This window comes from Bradyrhizobium sp. CAR08, from assembly GCF_052871955.1.
Window position 1 is genome coordinate 331,337 of record NZ_JBIXJX010000008.1, and the last position, 17,542, is coordinate 348,878.

Below are 17,542 nucleotides of genomic sequence, written 5' to 3' on the forward strand. Positions count from 1 at the left end.
CGTTGCTCTTGCTCGTGCATCATAGCTTCGCGATCAATTTCGTTGATTCCGATGGCGCGTTTCATCGACATGTCATTCCGATTTGAAGCGTTATGTCAGGGTTCAGTCACATGGACTGTGCAACTGCGGCAGTTTGTTCCAAGTTCCCGATTCTGCCGAATTTGCATAGACATTCTGCCGGTTTGCCACGAGGATCGCCCGCTCTACAGCCTTCGCGTGTGGCGTTTGTGGGAGGGCAAAATGCCTTGGAGCAAAGTCCTCGTATTCGAAGATCCGGTTCAATACGCGACGAGCGTACGTTCCGCGGAGATACAGATCTTCCCGACGACCAAAGGGAATTTTCGGGCTGAGTTGACGCAAGTTACATTGAATGAACTGTGGATGCAGCGTTTTGCGGAGTGCTTGCCACGCGTGCACAGAGGGACGATTAGCCCGGGCCGTCAGGTCTATACGTTTCTGACCAGCGAACAGCCCGAGGTCCACAGCCGGGGGCGACTATTATCGCTGGGAGAAATGTGTGTCCACGATTATGACGTGCAACATGTCAAAACCTCCGGTGAATACAGGTTTGGGGGGGTTTCCCTAAGACCAGAGGCGCTGGCTACGAGCTGGAGGTCGTTGGTCGGATCCGAATTCAATCCGCACAAGGGCGCGCGCTTCATACGGCCGAATTCAGATTTAATGAGCCGATTCCTGAACCTTCATGCGATAGCCGGAGGATTGGCGAAGAGCGCACCCGACCTTTTCACACAGCCAGAAGTGGCTCACGCGATAGAGCAGCATCTGCTGCGCGCGCTGATAAACTGTTTAGCTGATTGTGAGGCCTCCAACTTCGGAACAGGTTTGCTACGCCACGGGATCATCCTCGGACGTTTCGAGGGGTATCTCGAAGCGAATCCAAATACTCCGCTGCATTTGAGCGAAGTTTGCGCAGCCATTGGGGTGGCAGAACGAACGCTTCGCGCCGCATGCGAGGAGCACCTCGGGATGGGACCCATTCGATACCTGACTTTGCGGAGAATGCATCTCGTCCGCCATGCCTTGCGGCAAGCCGCTCCCGATGCAAAGACCGTTACCCAAGTGGCGACCGCGCACGGGTTCTGTGAATTGGGGCGGTTCGCAGTAGCTTATCGGCAGATGTTTGACGAATCGCCAATTGCAACCCTCCGGAAGACACCAGACTCTCGACGGGAAAAGGTAAGCCGTCCCTTGAAGCTAGTGTCGTAAGTTCGTCAAAGGCTCCTTCGAAGAGCGGCGGGCGCGGAAGCGCTGGTGGTGCGCTGTCGATCGGTTTATCGATATGATGGGATGCAGGTCCGAAAACTGCATTGAGGTGCCTCGGTATCGAGACATCCTTCTTGACCTTCTCCAAACGGGGAAAATGAATTTGGAATTAGGAGGCCGCGCAACTGAGCCGCGCGAGAGGTCCGGACTTGAGCTGGATCTTGTTGTTGCTGGTGACACGAGTAGCGAGTTTGTCGTTCCCAACGATCAGCGACAACTTGTCCTTGCCGCCCAGAGTGACGTTCAAGTCGATTGATTCTGGTTGAATTGCTGGATCGGGCATCTGTTGAACGAGTTGACCCTTGCACAAGAATTGCTGTTCTGCAGCATAGCTTGGCCCGACCATTGTCATCAGCATGGCTACGCTAACCGCCAATTGAGTTGCTTGCATCTTGGCATCCTTGAAATTCGAAAGAAGAATTGAGCCCTTATCGCGGTCTTGCCGGATGCGTCCGATCTCAACCAGCAGAGAACCGCTTTTGGTACTGATGGTCAAACAAACCGCAGTGATAGCCGACTTGTCAGGTCCTGTGTGGACCAATACGTGGGAAGCGCTATGTGAAGATCAGGGTTTGAGAACCCACTGATCCATTTGGAGGCACGTCAGCAAACTGACGTAGCTCGGCGTACCACCCACGGCCTCCTGGCCAGCGCAGCTTTCTCTCTGCGCCACTGACATTTTCGTCCAGAGCGCACCAAGCTGGCGTCGCGCCTTTTGCTCATCATTGACGCAACTCTTGAGAGACTGACCGACCGAGAGCCCGGCTGTAGCTGCAAGGTCGAGCTTGCAGCTCCGGGCCATGTCGAACTTCGGCACGTTATCGGCTACTGGGACAAGCAGTTGCGCACCCAGGATCATCATCGAAATCGAGATCGGCATCATGGCACCCCAGGTTAGAGTTCGCTCCGTGAACAGCTCCTCCGCAGTTTGTATCCAGTTGTGGCTTTGGTCTATGCAAAACCGGCAGGTTCAGGTCCAAATGCGCAGTGTGTGATGCAAAACAAAATTGCAAGTCCGCCACCGCCCTTCCAAGTTGTTCAGCTAAAGACGTCTCCTTGCACAATCCCCAATCGAAGTTGGACGTGTAGGCGATCTGTTGTGCCGTTTCTGCATAGTGGACCATCACAAGCGGGTGTAACTCGTCGGCATGGGCGCCCTGAGTGCGCCCTGAGTGCAACTGCGATCAAAAGGCTGCTACCGTTCAACGTCAAAAAGCGAGCGCCATGCAGGCCCGAATTTGGCAACATCAGCAGAAGCAATCGTTGAACGCCAGGACATGACCATCGTGCAGTCTGCGTACTGAGCCATATTCTCGTCAACGAACACGGGCCATCTACCATGCTCATCATTCTTTGCCTCTACTTCCTGGCTCTTTGGCTAGTGTTCTCGAAGTTTAGAATTGTAAAGTGGGGATGGTTGTCTGGAATGGTTTCGCTGCTCATTGGCGGCTTCATCATCGCGACGTTCTTGGCGCTTTTTAATTATCTTACCCCTTCGGGGCGGGTGACGGTGACTGGTCGCGTGGTGGAAGTGACGCCGAATGTAACGGGCGAGATTGTTGCGATCCCGGTCAAACCGAACGTCCCGGTGAAGAAGGGTGACCTACTGTTTCTGATTGAGCCTGCGCCATTCCAGTACAAGGTATCGCAGTTGCAGGCCTCGCTCGCGGGCGCGAAGCAACAGACCGAGATACTAAAATCGTCATACAATCAAGCAACCGCGACTGTGGCGGGGTTGACGGCTCAGGCCGCATACAACGAGAAGCGCCTTGCTGACATCGGAACGCTGGCAGCAGACATGGCAAACACCCAGTTTCAAGTACAGGACAAGCAGGTCCAGTACGAGACTGTGTCGGCGCAGCTGGTCGCAGCTAAAGCTGCCCAGCAATCAGCTAAACTTGCGCTCGACTCGGAGATCGGCGGCGTCAATACCACTGTTGCCCAACTCCAAGCGCAGCTCGATAGCGCCATTTGGGAATTGTCGCAGACCTCCATTCGCGCACCGGCCGACGGCTATGTGACAGTCGTAGCTTTGACTGTCGGCGACCGAGCGCTACAAGCCCGTTCGGCGATGTCATTCATTGTCGAGAGGGAAATCACGCTGGCCGGTCTCTTCCCGCAAAACGGCTTTGACACTGTCAAAGAAGGTGCTGAGGTTCAAATCGTTTTGGACAACCTGCCGGGCCGCATCTATCACGCGAAGATAATCGAAATTCCCAAAGGCATAGGCCAAGGCCAGATCGCCGTATCGGGAACGCTTGCTCGCACCAGCGCGCTGGGCGGAGCCACAGCATTTCCGGCGATCATGTCTATACCCGAGAACATAAAGCGCGAGTCGCTGCGCCTGGGAATGTCCGGCAGCGCCACAGCCTTCTCAGAAAAAGCCGGGGTGATAGGACTTCTTGCATCTATTCTCGTGTGGGTCAGTTCCTACACCGCATACCTCTAGCGGATGCTGGAACTCCCGCCAGTTCTTGCGCTGCGCATTCTAGAGGTCGACTCCCAAATTTGCCGGAATTGGATAGCTACAGCCTAAGCTGACACACTCCTGATGCCGCAAGTTCGAGAACGCCCTGAAGTCCCAGCATGAAAGCAAGTAAGGCACTATGGCGAGGGTTGCTCACCTCAGCCGCTCTGGTCACTGTGGCGGCCAGTCTAGCGTTCGCGCAGAAGAAGCCGAACATTGTCATGCTGATGACGGACAACAGCGGCTGGAACGATTTCGGCGCATACGACGCCAGGCTTAAGTGAACCATGTCGCTTTGCCGTTACACGTTCCTGTTTCGCAACGGATGACGGAAAGTAGAAGTACTCAGGGGGCACTTCGCAACCGGCCAAATTCTCCGGCTTCCTTCCTAGGACGAGAGCGACTACCGGGCATAAAACAGGCAGCCCGTCGGGACCGCCTGCTTCCGTGTTCAAAGCGGACGACCTATTGGCAGAGGTGCCGGAGCCCATCAGCACCCTTGAAATAGGTGCCGGGCCGGCAAACGATTCCATTGCGAGCGGCATAGGTGTTCCAATTGCCGTGCCAGCCCATCTCGCCGGACATGGCGTAGGAGTTGCCCCATCCACCGACCGTAGCGCCCGCCGCCGCAGCGACAGGTTGGCTATAGGCGCGCCGCGCCGATTGCCGATGTCGATAGCCGGCGGTAGGGGTAGCCCCCGTCCCAAGTCCCGTGCAGCTTGCGAATTCAGCTTCGCATGTGTCTGGATTGGAGAGGGCCGATTGTGCTGATGCAGCAGAGCCGGACAGGGCTGATGCCACAATCAAAGTCGCGCCCAGAACCCTTAGATTCATCATGGCTTGCTCCTAGTGACTGCACGTGGCCCGAACTTGCCACGTGTCATAGCATATCAAAGGCTGCGAGCCCGACTATGCTAGTTCGGCGAATCTGCGCAGCGAAGATGGGGACTGCTTTGGGTCAAATGCGAAGAACCCAACCTCTGCGTCCGCCATGGCCTCACCAAGCGACCTCAATGAGATGCTCCGTGACTCCGCTGATAGGCCAACAACGGACGTCAACCGCGCACCTCGTCCTGATCAGTACACGCGTCGAAGTACTGATTTTTTGAGGTCGCCCAAGAGCCGGTAGCCGTCCGCCATTCGCAAGAGCGCCTCCTTCACGGGCGATTCCGGCGGCAGCGGCGCAGCATCTTCGCGCATCGCCCTCTCAAGTTCATCGCACTGAGCCGCGGTCAATGGCTCTTCGCTCATGGGCGTCCCCTCCGACTGGATTTGATCTGGTACAGTTCGGGCCGGGGCGCTCCGGATGCTCGTTGGTGCGCTCGGTGAGAATTTGTCACACGCGCGTCATACGGCCTATGCGATGTCGGCACGTCTTGAAGTTCTTTTTTTTGCCGTTTCTGCATAGCGCTGCCCCCGCCGCCCCGTCAGGATCAATTTCATCGCGCGCGCTGCGCGAGTACGCGCGGGCTTACGTCGTCTTAACGGCGCTGCAGATGAAAGGCGTTTTAATCAAATGACGACGCCCTTTCCTGCAACTCCGTTCAAGGTCGATGCTTCCGTCGATAGTGTCCCACCGGCGCGCGACGGGATGATCAGGATTTCCGGCGGCACATTTCGGATGGGTTCGGATAGACACTATGCGGAAGAAGCCCCTGCGCACCGCGTGGCGGTGGACGGTTTCTGGATAGACCGTCATCGCGTAACGAATCGTCAGTTTGGCGAGTTCGTCAGAGCGACAGGCCATACCACTTTTGCGGAAGTAACCCCGGATCCAGCGAACTATCCGGACGCTCTTCCGGAATTGATCTTCGCGGGTTCACTCGTTTTCGTTCCGCCCGAACACCTGTCGTCCTCAGGACTGGAGTCAATGGTGGACGCTCATGCCGGTGGTGCGTCTTCAATAACAAGGCGGGTACGGGTAGTAGCCGCAGGCCGGAGGGGGCGGATACGAACGATAGTAGGGCGGGGCATAAGCGGCCGCCCCATATGCGGCAGCCCCTGCGGCGCCCGCGTACATTGCGCCGCGGAATGCTGAACGGCGAGCAACTCCGGCAAACGATAGCCGCGTCAGCGGTCGCCCGATAATATCGATGAAGATCGCTGCGCTCCGTCGGCGCCGGCGAGATCACCTTCCAGCGTCTGCACGGTGAAAGTCAGCTTGTCACCCTCGAGCTTCGGGTTCTTCAGCACCACGACGGCATTCTTCACTGAGCCGTCCTTCGCTAAAACGGACACTGTCGCATTGGGCGGGTTCTTGGCGAAGCTGTCCTCTCCAGCGCCCCATTCTGCAATCACGTCGGCGGTGGCCTGGTGACCGGCGGCTCGTATTGGGCGATCGGCGAAGACAATCGAGCTCTGCGTGACGCCAGTCAGAACCAAGTTATCTCCCTGTAGTGACGCACCGCGGGAGTTCATCACGAAGAGGGACGGGACGATTTCGGGTTTGGCAGGCGCGCTAGGGGTGCCGATGGTTTTGATTGAGGACGATGTTGGAGCAGCCTGCCCAAAAGCGCCTGCGATCCCTGTGAACCCGATCGAAACGCCCAAAAATCCTGCGAGCGCGGCAGTCTTGGTCTTGCTCGTCATATCGCCCCCTTATTCGTGAACGTTCTCGGACGTTCTCGCTTCCAGAATTTGGGCAAGGCGTCCCGACGCTCGGGGCGACCATGGAAGAGCATTAAGCGGTTGACTATGCAATTCCGGCGATTGGAAAGGTAATTTCTCTGCCGACCATTTCTGACGCGGAATCTGGGATTAAGGCTCTCGCAAGACCACGTGCTCCACCTCGTGAATCTAAAAAGTTGCGGTTAAGAGCATTGTCATTTGAATCCGGTCGAGAGCCTCTCTTGCTTGAGCATGACGTCAATGGCCTCAATGATGCGTATTTGAGGATTTGCTTTGCAGTAGACGATCACCTCATGCTCGAGCTCTTTTGATCTCGCTAATTGAAGTAATGCTTCTTGCCGAGGCCGTTGTACCAGCCGCTATATCAGGTGGTGAGCCGATCGGCGTCCCCCTGCCAGGTGCCCGCAAGCGCGCAAGCGCGGCGCAGGGCAATGTTTGTCGATGTATCCGTTTGCATCCGCGTATGCGGTAAGTTCCGTTTGTGCCTGGGCATGCGAGTTTTCAGCCAAAAGCATTGTTGTCGCGACAAGGAGCATCTTGCGCATTTTGGCCAAGTGTTAAGGCAGTCCGGTTATCGGCATCGAGATCACAATAAAATGGCCTGTCTGCAACTCGCTTGGCTTCATGGCATCGACCTTCGCGGCCCAAGATCGCGTGCGACAGGGCTGACTTGATTCACCCTCTCTGATGAGGAAGTTCATCAATAAATTCTGCTCCCTCAGAATTGGCCGGGTTGAGCAGGAGGGCTGGGCCAGTCTACGCGGAAGTTATTTGGGTTGCGTCGATCAAAGAGATCCTGTCGAGCGACCATGCTGGATCTCACGCGCGGAGCGGACTGAGTATCGCGGATTGTCACGGTGCGTTCGCGCCCGTCTTTGGCGATGGCCACGGACGGAAGCGCATGTTCAAGGATTAGAATGATAGCCAGCGAGCGGGCGGTGATCATGAGCAATCCTACAATCCTGCAGTCGGCCATGGAGTGGTTGCTGTCCTCGCCTCCAAAGCGATCGTGCCCAGAGGTGGTTTATCGCAGTGGCTTGCCGCAGTCTGAAGTTCAACACTCAGGCGCGCTATGCAATTCCGGAGAAAATTCAATTCGTTCGATTTTGCGACAGTTCCATGTGAACGGGCCGGTAAAGGGGGAGACATATTTCGGGAAGGTTGGGCAATGTCGAGCTTCCTCCTTCATTGCTCGTAAACCCGTGTATTCCGAAGATTCGCCGAAATTGCATAGACGGTTAGCATCCAAGTCCATCAAGCTTTGACTAGACGGCCGCTGTCATCAATCGGTTTTTGGAGGTGAGCTATGAGGCGCAAACTTTGGCGCGCCGCTGCCGGCGCGATATTGGGCGTGGCACTGACTGTCAGCTGCCTGCCGCGCGCGTCTGCCCAAGATAATCCATTGCCGTCCTGGAACGATACTTCGACCAAACAAGCTATCGTCGATTTCGTGCGTCGGGTTACGACACCCGGAAGTTCTCAGTATGTGCCGCCCGCCGCACGTGTGGCGACCTTCGACAACGATGGCACGCTTTGGGTCGAGCAACCAATGTATGTTCAATTGGTATTCGCCCTCGAACGCGTGAAGGCTTTGGCGCCATTGCATCCGGAATTGCGATATACCGAGCCTTTCCAGTCGGTTCTTGAGGGGGACATGAAAGCACTGGCGGGGTTCAGCGAGCGGAGCCTGCTCGATCTGATTATGCAGACCCATGCCGGGATCACCACTGACGAGTTCTCGAAAATAGTATTGGATTGGCTCGCCTCCGCTCGCGATCCGCGCTTCCAGCGGCCCTATACTGACCTGGTCTACCAGCCAATGCTTGAGTTGCTCTCTTATCTGCGGGCGAACGGCTTCAAGACCTTTATCGTCTCGGGCGGTGGAGTCGAGTTCATGCGTCCGTGGACAGATAAGGTTTACGGGGTTCCTCCCGACCAGGTCGTAGGCTCATCTATCAAGACCAGATTCGAGATGCGCGACGGAATTCCTACGCTGTTTCGTTTGCCGGAGTTGAACTTCATCGACGATAAGGCGGGCAAGCCCGTCGGCATAAACGAAGCCGTAGGCCGCCGCCCGATTGCTGCATTCGGAAACTCAGACGGAGATCTCGAAATGCTTCAATGGACTACCATCAGCGACGGCTTGCGTTTTGGGGCCATCGTTCATCACACCGATGCAGTACGCGAGTACGCCTACGATCGGCAGTCGCATTTCGGGCATCTCGACGTTGCTTTGGAGGCGGCCGCTGCAAATAGGTGGACGGTGATCGATATGAAAAAAGACTGGAAAGTGATCTTTCCCTTCGATGCGCGCTGAAAACGCTACTGGTCTATTCTATCTGCACTGGATACTGTGCATTTCATTCGCCATCCCAGGCGCAGAACGTCAAAATGGGCGATGGCCCAGCCGTTGGGTGTAATTCGCCCGGCATGGCGGGCAAGCTCGGCCGGTCGGGCGATTCGAAGGAAGGTAGAAGGGGCCTTGGTAGGCGAAGGCCCTCGGCGGCTTTGCGGCACTACTTCGTAACGATATGCCGGGTCGCTTTCGCATCTGTTGCCACAGTTGGGGAAATTGCAAACGTCAGCCAAGTATTCCAACCAGATGGCCGGTTGGCCGCATTGAATTCCCCATACGCCTTGATGTTTAAGTACCCCTGCATATCGCCCACGGGAAAGATGTATCCGAACTGGGGGCCCACGCCGAGAACGCGAGATCTGAAGCCACCAAGCAGTGGATTTCCGCCAGTATCATCTGAGACTTGCTGATAGGCATAGCCAACGAAACCCACAAACGCCTGTTTTGTGAGAAATTGCGCTGTGCTCCAGTCAAAATGGAAATCGATCCCGCTTTGAACCTGAGTGTCAGGGTTCTTTAAATTGTAGGTTAACCCCGCAACGCCGGAAATCGTCACGCCGGAAGCCGGGTTCAGGTAAGTGTAGCCGCCGCCGGCATCGATCGCGCCGTGGCCGATGCCAAGGTTAGCGATGCGACTTGGATCGTAAGCGCCGACCGGAATGTCGCCCGTTATATACGTCATGTAATTGTTGACGCCTGAATTCCATTTGAGCGTGATCATGGGATAGAGGTCGCCGACAGACGTAATCGAATCTCCGATACTCCCCATCCGGGTTGCCGCGAATCCTCCCACGTTAGCTGTCAGTGTTCCATCAATGGTCGCGGCTGACCGGCCGAATATGCCGGTTACTCCCATCGACAACTGACCACCAAGGACTGGCGTGCCGAAAGTATAGGTTGGGTTCAGAAGCAAGAGATCGGCCTGCGCATTCAGGCTCGCGTTGAGGCTGACATTGACGGTCGGTGCGAATCTGCCAACTTGAATCTCTCTTGCCGCGGCGACAGAGCCGGAGGCTGCAACACTCGTGTGGTAATAGACGGTTCCCATTGACCAGCCCGGCGCGCCCTGCGGGACCGCCGGCAGACTGCTGACCTGGCCAGGCAGCCAGAACGAAATGCCGCTTTCATCGGCGCGGGACTGTTGGGTGGTGAGGATCAGCATCGCACAGATCGCACCGGCACCGAGCTGAAAGTCCCTGATCGAACGATCACGCCGCATCTGCCGCTCCTCGATACATCCTTATCCTATGCTATCTGCGGTTTGGCCTTAAGCTATGCAAAATCGGCCAAAACAACAAACTGTGGCTGGTTGATGCAGCGGCGCAACACTCGGAGCAAAGCGGAGCTGCGTAGCGCAGGTCGCCAGGGCGTCAAAAGTTGCGAAGGAGTACAATCGGCTTCCGAAGCTGCATAGGCGGATCGTGGTCAATCGACCAAGCTGCAGCCCGACGGGGCCTGCGACGCCGCGGCCATCTTCGAACGAGACGATCCGGATGATCCAGAACGGAACAACGATCTTCGTTAGTCCTGACACCTACAGTGCGGCGATTGGAATTGGAAAGGTCGAGTTCTTTGTTGCAGCGCATGGAGAGTTCAAGGGGCAACTGACCCACCTGAATATTGGTCGCCTGCACGTGCTGAGGGCAAAGGAGAACCTTCCACGCATCGCTTTCCTCGCCTTGCCGCCAGCTCATGTGCACATCTCGTTCTCTACTAACAGGACGCTGAGTATGTTCTGCTGTGGGGTGGGCTTGGAGTTTGGCGATCTGGTTTTCCATTCCCTCGGGCAGAGGACGCACCAGCGAACAATCGGAGAAGGGGACTGGGGAGTGATATCTCTGCCGTCAGTAGAGCTTGCCGCATACAGCAAAGCTTTGACCGGGGAAAGTCTCAGAGCGCCATCTGACAACTGCATCGTGATGCCTGCAGACGAAGCCTCCACAGTGTTGTTGAGCTTGATTTCGAAACTGTGCGACCTCGCTGAAGCGACAGGAAAATTCTTCTTCACGGCCGGTGCCGCTTCGATCGAGCGCGAGTTGCTCGACGCGCTCGTCATATGCTTGTCGACCCGGAATGCCGACAGGCCCTCCAACTCAAGGCGGCGCCACGCGGAGATCATGGTCAGTTTCGAGGAATGCTTGACTCGACAAAGAGAGTCTCATTTGAACCTGTCGGAGCTCTGCACCACAATCGGGGTGCCGGAGCGTACGTTGCGGCTTTGTTGCGCAGAATTTCTGGGTGTTAGTCCAAGCCGCTACTACCTGCTGCGACGGTTGAATAGAGCGCGATCCGCATTGCGTGACGCCGATCCGGCATCTGCCAGTGTTTCAGAAATTGCTAGAATTCATCACTTCACCGAACTCGGGCGCTTCGCGGTAGCTTACCGCGACGTCTTCGGAGAAACGCCGTCATCGACGTTGCGCCGCGTTTCCAACAAGGAGGAGTAATTATAAGTGCTGTGCCGAATTCGCATAGCGCGATGGGAGAAACTTCGGTCAGGCTAACCTTGACGAAGAGCGGAGTTGTGCAAGTTGAGCAGCTCCTCTTCGCTTCTGCAACCGCCCCAGACTTCGACAAGTCGGTCGTTCACGTATCGTGAAAGCTAGGAGCCGGAGCTATGAAGATCACTAGAAACTTGAAACGTATGCTGGTATCAGCAACCGCCTTGGCGACAGTCAGTTTGCCGGCAGTCTCCCTGCCTGCCTTCGCACAGGCGCCAGCCGGAAAGCCCAACATCCTTTTCATCATGGGCGACGACATCGGCATCATGCAGCCCAGCATCTACCATCGCGGCTTGATGGTGGGAGAGACTCCGAACATAGACCGCATCGGAAATGAAGGTGCGCTCTTCATGACTTACTATGCTGAGCAGAGCTGCACCGCTGGCCGCAACGCATTCTTCACCGGCATGCATCCTCTTCGCACCGGCATGATTCCACCGCAGCTACCCGGCAGCCCGTCCTGGCTACGGCCCGGCACCCCCGCCGTTGCGAAGTTCTTGCTCGACCTCGGCTACAACACCGGCGAATTCGGCAAGAACCATCTCGGTGACAATGCTGAGGCGCTGCCAACCGCGCACGGCTTCCAGGAATTCTGGGGCTACCTCTATCACCTCGACGCGATGCAAGGGGTGAGTTTCCCGGACATCAACAAGAGCCCGACTGTGCAAGGTATCGCGCCCCCCTGCAAAAGCAGCCCGATCCCTGGGCTCAGCGAAGTCCCCGGCGCCCTGGACCCTCGAACGGCCACGTGCTTGACGCCGCCGCGGCCGGTGCTGGCGTGCAAATCGTCGGACGGCTCGCAGGCGAACCAGACCTGCAAGGACGAAGGTCCCTTGACGCTCGACCGATCACGAGGCGTGGACGAAGAAATCTCGGCCAAGGTCATCGATTATCTTGATCGCAACGATCCCAAGAAGACCAGCAAGCCGTTCTTCGTCTGGTACAACCCGGCGCGCATGCACATCACGACCGTGCTACCGCCGAAATACGAGGCGATGATCGGCGAGCCAGGTGGCAAGGACTGGGGCCTCAACGAGGCCGGCATGAAGCAGATGGACGACAACATTGGCTATGTTCTGAAGAAACTCGAGGACATGGGGCAGCTTGACAACACCATCATCGTCTTCACCACGGACAACGGCGCCGAGAACATTACCTTTCCGGACGGCGGCACCACTCCCTTTAAGGGCGGCAAGCTGACCACCTGGGAAGGCGGCATGCGCGCTCCGCTGGTCGTTCGCTGGCCGGGCCACATCAAGCCTGGCACGGTCAAGAACGAAATGGTGTCGGCACTTGATTGGTTGCCCACGCTGGTCAACATCGCGGGCGGCCCCAAGGGTGACGCTTTGAAGAAGCAGATCGAGACGGGAAGCTACCCAGGCATCGTCAAGACGACGCTCGACGGTGTTGATCAGCGCGGCTATCTCGAAGGTACGGACAAGTCGGCGCGTGACGTCTTCTTCTACTACACTGGCGCGCAGCCATCGGCGGTACGCTACAAGAATTGGAAGATGTACTATACGATGGTCCCCGATACAGGGACCGGTGGGTTATTCGGGGCGCAGAGCTTCCATTGGACGCAGGTCGCGAACATCAAGCGTGACCCATTCGAGCAGACCGTCGGTTCCGACGCAAAATCGCTACTGGGCTACGCCGGTTCGATCGGCTCTCCGAGCACGGCTTATCTCTATGACTGGAATATCCTGCCGCTCGGCCAGCTGCTCTGGGAAAAGGAGCTCTTTTCGTACAAGGACTTCCCTCCGATGCAGGCACCGGAGTCCTACAACCTCGACGGTATCCTCGCAGAGATGAAGAAATCCGGTCATCAGAGCGAGTAACGGCCGCCTGCCAATATCCACAACGGTGGCCGGCCCAAAGCCGGTCACTTTGGATACTGCAAGCTGGCATCGAGCCGCGCTCGACGAAAATGTAGCTCCTCGATGGAGCATCCCGACCGCACGACAGAATCCGCAGGAATACACCATGAACTTGGCAGGCAAGCTCCGGCCGCCGCTACTCAGTATGACTGCACTGACTGCGATCGGTTCAACAAGTGCGATCGGTTCAACAAAACCTCGGGAGGTTAGGTTATGACCAACATCGCCGTCCTGCCCCAGCAGTCCAGTATCTGGTGGGTTTTCCTCCTGCAAGGTTTTGCCGGCATCATCCTGGGCCTTATGCTTGTTACCCAGCCCGGTGCGACCATCCTCGCGCTCACAACGTTTCTGGGGTTTTACTGGCTCATAACCGGCTTGCTTGCATTCGTCCAAGTCTTCGTCGATCGCTCAACGCCATGGATATGGTCATTGCTGAGCGGTGTGGTCGGCGTCATCGCAGGCCTCTTCGTTCTACGGCATCCGCTCTTTGCTGCCTTGACTGTGCCGACGGTGCTTGTCCTCATTCTTGGCGTTCAAGGACTTGTCTTGGGCGCGTTGCAGCTCATTGCCGGCTTCAAGGGGGGCGGCATCGGGCCTCTAATCCTCGGAGCGATCAACGGCCTGGTTGGTCTTCTGCTATTAGGGTCTCCAATCGCAGCCGCATTGGCGGTGCCGGTGATTTTTGGTGCGCTGCTCCTCATTCAGGGGGCGGGATTGGTAATCTTGGCTTTTCGAGTCCGTAGCTAAGGCTTTCTCTTCTCTTCCGGGAATTAGGGATTCTGCCGAATCTGCATAGTGCGGACGGCGCAGGCTTGGCACTCTGCTGCCGAAGTGACCGGCGAGACGGAAGTCACATGAATTTCGCCCCCCAATCTGATCTAAGGCGCCCGGTTGAAGGTTCGCCGCATCCGGACATGGTGCACGTACCAGGCGGTACGTTTCGGATGGGCTCGGACAAGCATTATCCGGAAGAAGCTCCCGCCCACCGCGTCACCGTGGACGGTTTTTGGATGGACCGGACCCCCGTAACCAATCGCCAGTTCCGCGACTTTATCAACGCGACCGGCTACGTCACCTTCGCCGAGATAACTCCCGAGGCGAAGGATTATCCAAACGCATTGCCGCAGATGCTCAAAGCCGGCTCCCTTGTCTTCACTCCGCCCAAAGAGGCCGTGGATCTGCGTTACTGGGGAGAGTGGTGGACATTCGCTTTCGGCGCCAACTGGCGGCGGCCCTACGGACGCCACAGCAATATCCGTGGCCTCGACGATCATCCCGTCGTCCACGTGGCATGGCGCGACGTAGAAGCCTACGCAAAATGGGCCGGGAAGGATCTGCCAACCGAAGCCGAGTGGGAATTCGCCGCGCGAGGCGGATTGGGCGAGGCGGAGTTCGCGTGGGGAGACGAACTGACCCCTGCTGGCAAACACATGGCAAACACCTGGCAAGGTAACTTCCCGCATGAGAACCTTGCGGCCGATGGCTTTGAACGGGCCTCGCCGGTGACCGCGTTTCCGCCGAACGGCTACGGCCTCTATGACATGATCGGTAATGTCTGGGAGTGGACGGCCGACTGGTATTCGCCGAAGCACGACGCCGATGCGCCGAAGGCTTGTTGCATTCCGCAGAATCCCCGCGGCGGCGCCGAAGGCGAAAGCTACGACCCACGTACCCCAAACATCAGCATTCCCCGGAGAGTGCTCAAGGGAGGCTCGCATCTGTGCGCGCCGAACTACTGCCGACGATATCGCCCGGCAGCCCGTCATGCCGAACCAATCGATACTTCGGCGAGCCATGTTGGATTTCGGTGCATCTCCAGGACGAAATCCTGATGAAAAAAGGCCATTGCCTAGCTTGCCATCTGCCCATGTCTCAGATGCTTCTCGACGTAAGCGCTATTGCAACGCTCGTGTCGGTTCATCTTAGCGTTCTCGACGAGCAAAACGTTTCTCTGTCCAGGTATTTTCCAGTGAGCTGCCTCCCTTATAGAGGGAGGCTAACGTTTTTAGCGTGTGGCGGCGCTCAGGTTGATCCCTCGGCCGCCAACAGTGCGGTGTCGCATTCGTGCTTGGCTCTTAGCTGACATGCCGCGACTGTCGAGGTTGAGTCCAAAACGCATATGCGTGCGTTCGAAGCGGCTGCCGTTTGTGCATAGTCGATCGCTGGAAATACAGTCAAAGTGCGGCGTCGGCATCAGCGTGTCGGATCACAAGATCTGATGTGCCCTGCGTGATATTCGTTGGCTTGAGTTAAAGCCCGTTAGCCACGGCGAACAGGAAAAAGGACTGTCATGAGCGATAAAAAGGCGTCCGAGAAGTCAGAGCTCTCTAGCGGGCCGAGCAGCACAGGATTGAAACGCCGCGAATTGCTGTTGAGCGGCAGCTCTCTGGTCGCGGCCTCCGCACTCGCAGCCGTCGGGTTGACGAACCCTACCCAGGCGCAGCAGGCAACCACAGCGCCCGCAGCTGCGTCTGCCGGACAAAAGCCCAACATCGTCGTCATCATGGGCGACGACATCGGCATCTGGAATCTTGGAGCTTATCACCGCGGCATGATGGCCGGCCGAACACCAAATTTGGACAAGATCGCCGCCGAAGGCATGCTGTTCACCGACTATTACGCCGAGGCGAGTTGTACGGCCGGCCGCGCCAACTTCATCACTGGCGAGCTGCCGATCCGCACCGGTATGACTACAGTTGGCCAAGCCGGCGCTCCCACTGGCCTGCCGGCTCAGGCGGTAACGATCGCTCAGGCGCTAAAAGGAATGGGCTACGCGACCGGCCAATTCGGCAAGAATCATCTCGGTGATAAGAACGAGTTCTTGCCGACCGTTCACGGCTTCGACGAATTCTTTGGCTACCTCTATCATCTGGACGCGATGGAAGATCCAGCTCATCCCGCCTATCCGCAGGATCTGCTGAACACCGTCGGTCCGCGGAACATGATTCATTCATATGCCACCAGCGTTGACGACGCGACGGTAGATCCACGCTGGGGCAGGGTAGGCAAGCAGAAGATCGAGGACGCCGGAACGCTGTATCCGAAGCGAATGGAAACGGTGGACGACGAGATTCGCGACTTCTCGCTGGCATTCATCGATAAGGCGAAGGCCGAGAACAAGCCGTTCTTCCTGTGGCTCAACCCCACCCGCATGCACATCGTCACCCATCTGTCGCCGAAATATCAGGCGTTGCGCAACTCCAAGAACGGCTGGACGATCCATGAAGCCGGCATGGCGCAACTCGACGATGACGTCGGTATCGTCATGAAGAAGCTCAAGGACATGGGGGTCGACGACAACACCATCGTCATCTTCACGACTGACAACGGCACCGAAGTGTTCACCTGGCCTGACGGCGGACAGACGCCGTTCGCGCAGAGCAAAGGCACCGTGATGGAAGGCGGCTTCCGCGCGCCAGCAATGATCCGCTGGCCCGGCAAAGTGCCGGCGGGCAAGGTGGAAAATGGCATGATCTCCGGCCTCGACTGGTTCCCGACACTTCTTGCTGCCGCGGGCAATCCCAACATTGCTGAAGAATTGAAGAAGGGCAAACAGATCGGCGATACCACGTTCAAGTGCCATCTCGATGGTTACAACCAGATGGATATGATCACCGGCCTGGGGCCGTCGAAAAGGCACGAGATCTGGTACTTCGGCGAAAGCGAGCTCGGCGCGGTGCGCATCGATGACTACAAGTTTCGCTTCATCGACCAGCCTGGCGGTTGGCTGGGTGACAAAAGCAAGCCGGATGTACCCTACATAACCAACCTTCGCCTCGATCCCTTTGAGCGCACGGGCTGGCCGAACAATGGAACCAAGGAAGGCGCGCAGCAATATTTCGATTGGTTCAAATACGAATTCTGGCGCTTCGTATTTGTCCAACAACAGGTTGAAAAGCTGGCGATGACTGCGATCGAGTTTCCGCCGATGCAGAAGGGCGCGAGTTTTAATCTTGAGGCTGTGAAAGCGAAGATCGCCGCAGCCCAAGCAGCGATCGCCAAGTAAATTGAGCTTCGTTAACTAACTTGTACGGGTGCCCCTGATAGCGAGGCACCCGTCGTTTTTTGATTAAGCTAATCACCTGCGGGCGTCCTGTGGCAGCGAACGGGTTGTGTCCACAGCATGCGTATTCGGCCTTTCGAGCGGAGGTCTGGTTGCGACGTTGATCCGGGCATCGCACGACTTGCTCAACGATCCAACGGGCCTAAGCAGGATCGACATTCATCGTGAGCCTACGATCGAGTTCTGAGCGATGACTTGTTTTCGCCGTTTCGTCCTATGGCGCACGATGTAGGCTGGCGATTTCATCACACGCAACCGAGAAGCGACCCTGCTCCGCAGACTCATGGGTGCTAATATCTACACACGCGCCTTCCGACAGGATGTCTGCTCGTCTCAGTCGTCAGCCAGAGAGGGGAAGGGGATGGA

Annotated in this window: 14 protein-coding genes and 2 pseudogenes; 10 read left to right on the plus strand and 6 right to left on the minus strand. The window is 57.0% G+C overall.

Going from position 1 to position 17,542, the window contains the following annotated elements:
- The first annotated feature begins 51 nt into the window (after positions 1–51).
- Positions 52–1,227: an AraC family transcriptional regulator gene (locus ACIPUD_RS19380; RefSeq protein ID WP_377786958.1), complete on the plus strand. Its 1,176-nt coding sequence runs from the start codon at positions 52–54 to the stop codon at positions 1,225–1,227.
- A gap of 166 nt (positions 1,228–1,393) precedes the next feature.
- Here ACIPUD_RS19380 and ACIPUD_RS19385 read toward each other — a convergent pair whose 3' ends face one another.
- Complete coding sequence (locus ACIPUD_RS19385; RefSeq protein WP_446481349.1) at positions 1,394–1,780, minus strand: hypothetical protein; 387 nt, start codon at positions 1,778–1,780, stop codon at positions 1,394–1,396.
- Between the two features lie 69 nt (positions 1,781–1,849).
- The gene (locus ACIPUD_RS19390; RefSeq protein WP_446481350.1) at positions 1,850–2,164 is read right to left on the minus strand and encodes a hypothetical protein; all 315 of its coding nucleotides are present in this window, start codon (positions 2,162–2,164) and stop codon (positions 1,850–1,852) included.
- Positions 2,165–2,623: 459 nt separating this feature from the next.
- On the opposite strand from ACIPUD_RS19390, the gene ACIPUD_RS19395 reads away from it, so the two are divergent.
- Together ACIPUD_RS19395 and ACIPUD_RS19400 are read left to right on the plus strand one after the other, a co-directional pair.
- On the plus strand, positions 2,624–3,733 hold the full coding sequence (locus tag ACIPUD_RS19395) for an HlyD family secretion protein (RefSeq protein WP_446481351.1): 1,110 nt from the start codon (positions 2,624–2,626) through the stop codon (positions 3,731–3,733).
- A 137-nt stretch (positions 3,734–3,870) separates the two neighbouring features.
- Positions 3,871–4,035 (plus strand): hypothetical protein, encoded by a 165-nt coding sequence (locus ACIPUD_RS19400; protein ID WP_446481352.1) that lies wholly within the window; start codon positions 3,871–3,873, stop codon positions 4,033–4,035.
- A gap of 793 nt (positions 4,036–4,828) precedes the next feature.
- Here the strand turns inward: ACIPUD_RS19400 and ACIPUD_RS19405 are convergent.
- The gene (locus tag ACIPUD_RS19405; RefSeq protein WP_377786947.1) at positions 4,829–5,002 is read right to left on the minus strand and encodes a hypothetical protein; all 174 of its coding nucleotides are present in this window, start codon (positions 5,000–5,002) and stop codon (positions 4,829–4,831) included.
- A gap of 340 nt (positions 5,003–5,342) precedes the next feature.
- Between ACIPUD_RS19405 and ACIPUD_RS19410 the strand changes: the two are divergent.
- Positions 5,343–5,637, plus strand: a pseudogene (locus ACIPUD_RS19410) (formylglycine-generating enzyme family protein); the annotation flags it as partial.
- 14 nt (positions 5,638–5,651) lie between these two features.
- On the opposite strand, the pseudogene ACIPUD_RS19415 reads toward ACIPUD_RS19410, so the two are convergent.
- Positions 5,652–6,340, minus strand: a pseudogene (locus tag ACIPUD_RS19415) (hypothetical protein).
- Between the two features lie 757 nt (positions 6,341–7,097).
- On the minus strand, positions 7,098–7,325 hold the full coding sequence (locus tag ACIPUD_RS19420) for a hypothetical protein (RefSeq protein WP_446481353.1): 228 nt from the start codon (positions 7,323–7,325) through the stop codon (positions 7,098–7,100).
- A 360-nt stretch (positions 7,326–7,685) separates the two neighbouring features.
- Between ACIPUD_RS19420 and ACIPUD_RS19425 the strand changes: the two genes are divergently transcribed.
- On the plus strand, positions 7,686–8,696 hold the full coding sequence (locus ACIPUD_RS19425; RefSeq protein WP_446481354.1) for an HAD family hydrolase: 1,011 nt from the start codon (positions 7,686–7,688) through the stop codon (positions 8,694–8,696).
- 199 nt (positions 8,697–8,895) lie between these two features.
- Here ACIPUD_RS19425 and ACIPUD_RS19430 read toward each other — a convergent pair whose 3' ends face one another.
- Complete coding sequence (locus ACIPUD_RS19430; protein ID WP_446481355.1) at positions 8,896–9,954, minus strand: SphA family protein; 1,059 nt, start codon at positions 9,952–9,954, stop codon at positions 8,896–8,898.
- 274 nt (positions 9,955–10,228) lie between these two features.
- Between ACIPUD_RS19430 and ACIPUD_RS19435 the strand changes: the two genes are divergently transcribed.
- From ACIPUD_RS19435 to ACIPUD_RS19455, 5 genes are all read left to right on the plus strand, one after another.
- Complete coding sequence (locus ACIPUD_RS19435; RefSeq protein WP_446481356.1) at positions 10,229–11,182, plus strand: helix-turn-helix domain-containing protein; 954 nt, start codon at positions 10,229–10,231, stop codon at positions 11,180–11,182.
- Positions 11,183–11,352: 170 nt separating this feature from the next.
- Positions 11,353–13,074, plus strand: coding sequence for an arylsulfatase (locus ACIPUD_RS19440; protein ID WP_446481357.1), 1,722 nt, complete (start codon positions 11,353–11,355; stop codon positions 13,072–13,074).
- 252 nt (positions 13,075–13,326) lie between these two features.
- The gene (locus tag ACIPUD_RS19445) at positions 13,327–13,860 is read left to right on the plus strand and encodes an HdeD family acid-resistance protein (protein WP_377786911.1); all 534 of its coding nucleotides are present in this window, start codon (positions 13,327–13,329) and stop codon (positions 13,858–13,860) included.
- A 107-nt stretch (positions 13,861–13,967) separates the two neighbouring features.
- A complete protein-coding gene (locus ACIPUD_RS19450) occupies positions 13,968–14,945 on the plus strand; it encodes a formylglycine-generating enzyme family protein (protein ID WP_446481358.1) in 978 nt (325 codons plus the stop codon).
- Between the two features lie 458 nt (positions 14,946–15,403).
- Positions 15,404–17,119: an arylsulfatase gene (locus ACIPUD_RS19455; protein WP_377786904.1), complete on the plus strand. Its 1,716-nt coding sequence runs from the start codon at positions 15,404–15,406 to the stop codon at positions 17,117–17,119.
- Positions 17,120–17,542: the final 423 nt, after the last annotated feature.

Coding starts and splice junctions, on each gene's coding strand:
- ACIPUD_RS19380 (WP_377786958.1), top strand. CDS start 52: ATGGCGCGTTTCATCGACATGTCATTCCGATTTGAAGCGTTATGTCAG.
- ACIPUD_RS19390 (WP_446481350.1), bottom strand. CDS start 2,164: ATGCCGATCTCGATTTCGATGATGATCCTGGGTGCGCAACTGCTTGTC.
- ACIPUD_RS19395 (WP_446481351.1), top strand. CDS start 2,624: ATGCTCATCATTCTTTGCCTCTACTTCCTGGCTCTTTGGCTAGTGTTC.
- ACIPUD_RS19400 (WP_446481352.1), top strand. CDS start 3,871: ATGAAAGCAAGTAAGGCACTATGGCGAGGGTTGCTCACCTCAGCCGCT.
- ACIPUD_RS19405 (WP_377786947.1), bottom strand. CDS start 5,002: ATGAGCGAAGAGCCATTGACCGCGGCTCAGTGCGATGAACTTGAGAGG.
- ACIPUD_RS19420 (WP_446481353.1), bottom strand. CDS start 7,325: ATGATCACCGCCCGCTCGCTGGCTATCATTCTAATCCTTGAACATGCG.
- ACIPUD_RS19425 (WP_446481354.1), top strand. CDS start 7,686: ATGAGGCGCAAACTTTGGCGCGCCGCTGCCGGCGCGATATTGGGCGTG.
- ACIPUD_RS19430 (WP_446481355.1), bottom strand. CDS start 9,954: ATGCGGCGTGATCGTTCGATCAGGGACTTTCAGCTCGGTGCCGGTGCG.
- ACIPUD_RS19435 (WP_446481356.1), top strand. CDS start 10,229: ATGATCCAGAACGGAACAACGATCTTCGTTAGTCCTGACACCTACAGT.
- ACIPUD_RS19440 (WP_446481357.1), top strand. CDS start 11,353: ATGAAGATCACTAGAAACTTGAAACGTATGCTGGTATCAGCAACCGCC.
- ACIPUD_RS19445 (WP_377786911.1), top strand. CDS start 13,327: ATGACCAACATCGCCGTCCTGCCCCAGCAGTCCAGTATCTGGTGGGTT.
- ACIPUD_RS19450 (WP_446481358.1), top strand. CDS start 13,968: ATGAATTTCGCCCCCCAATCTGATCTAAGGCGCCCGGTTGAAGGTTCG.
- ACIPUD_RS19455 (WP_377786904.1), top strand. CDS start 15,404: ATGAGCGATAAAAAGGCGTCCGAGAAGTCAGAGCTCTCTAGCGGGCCG.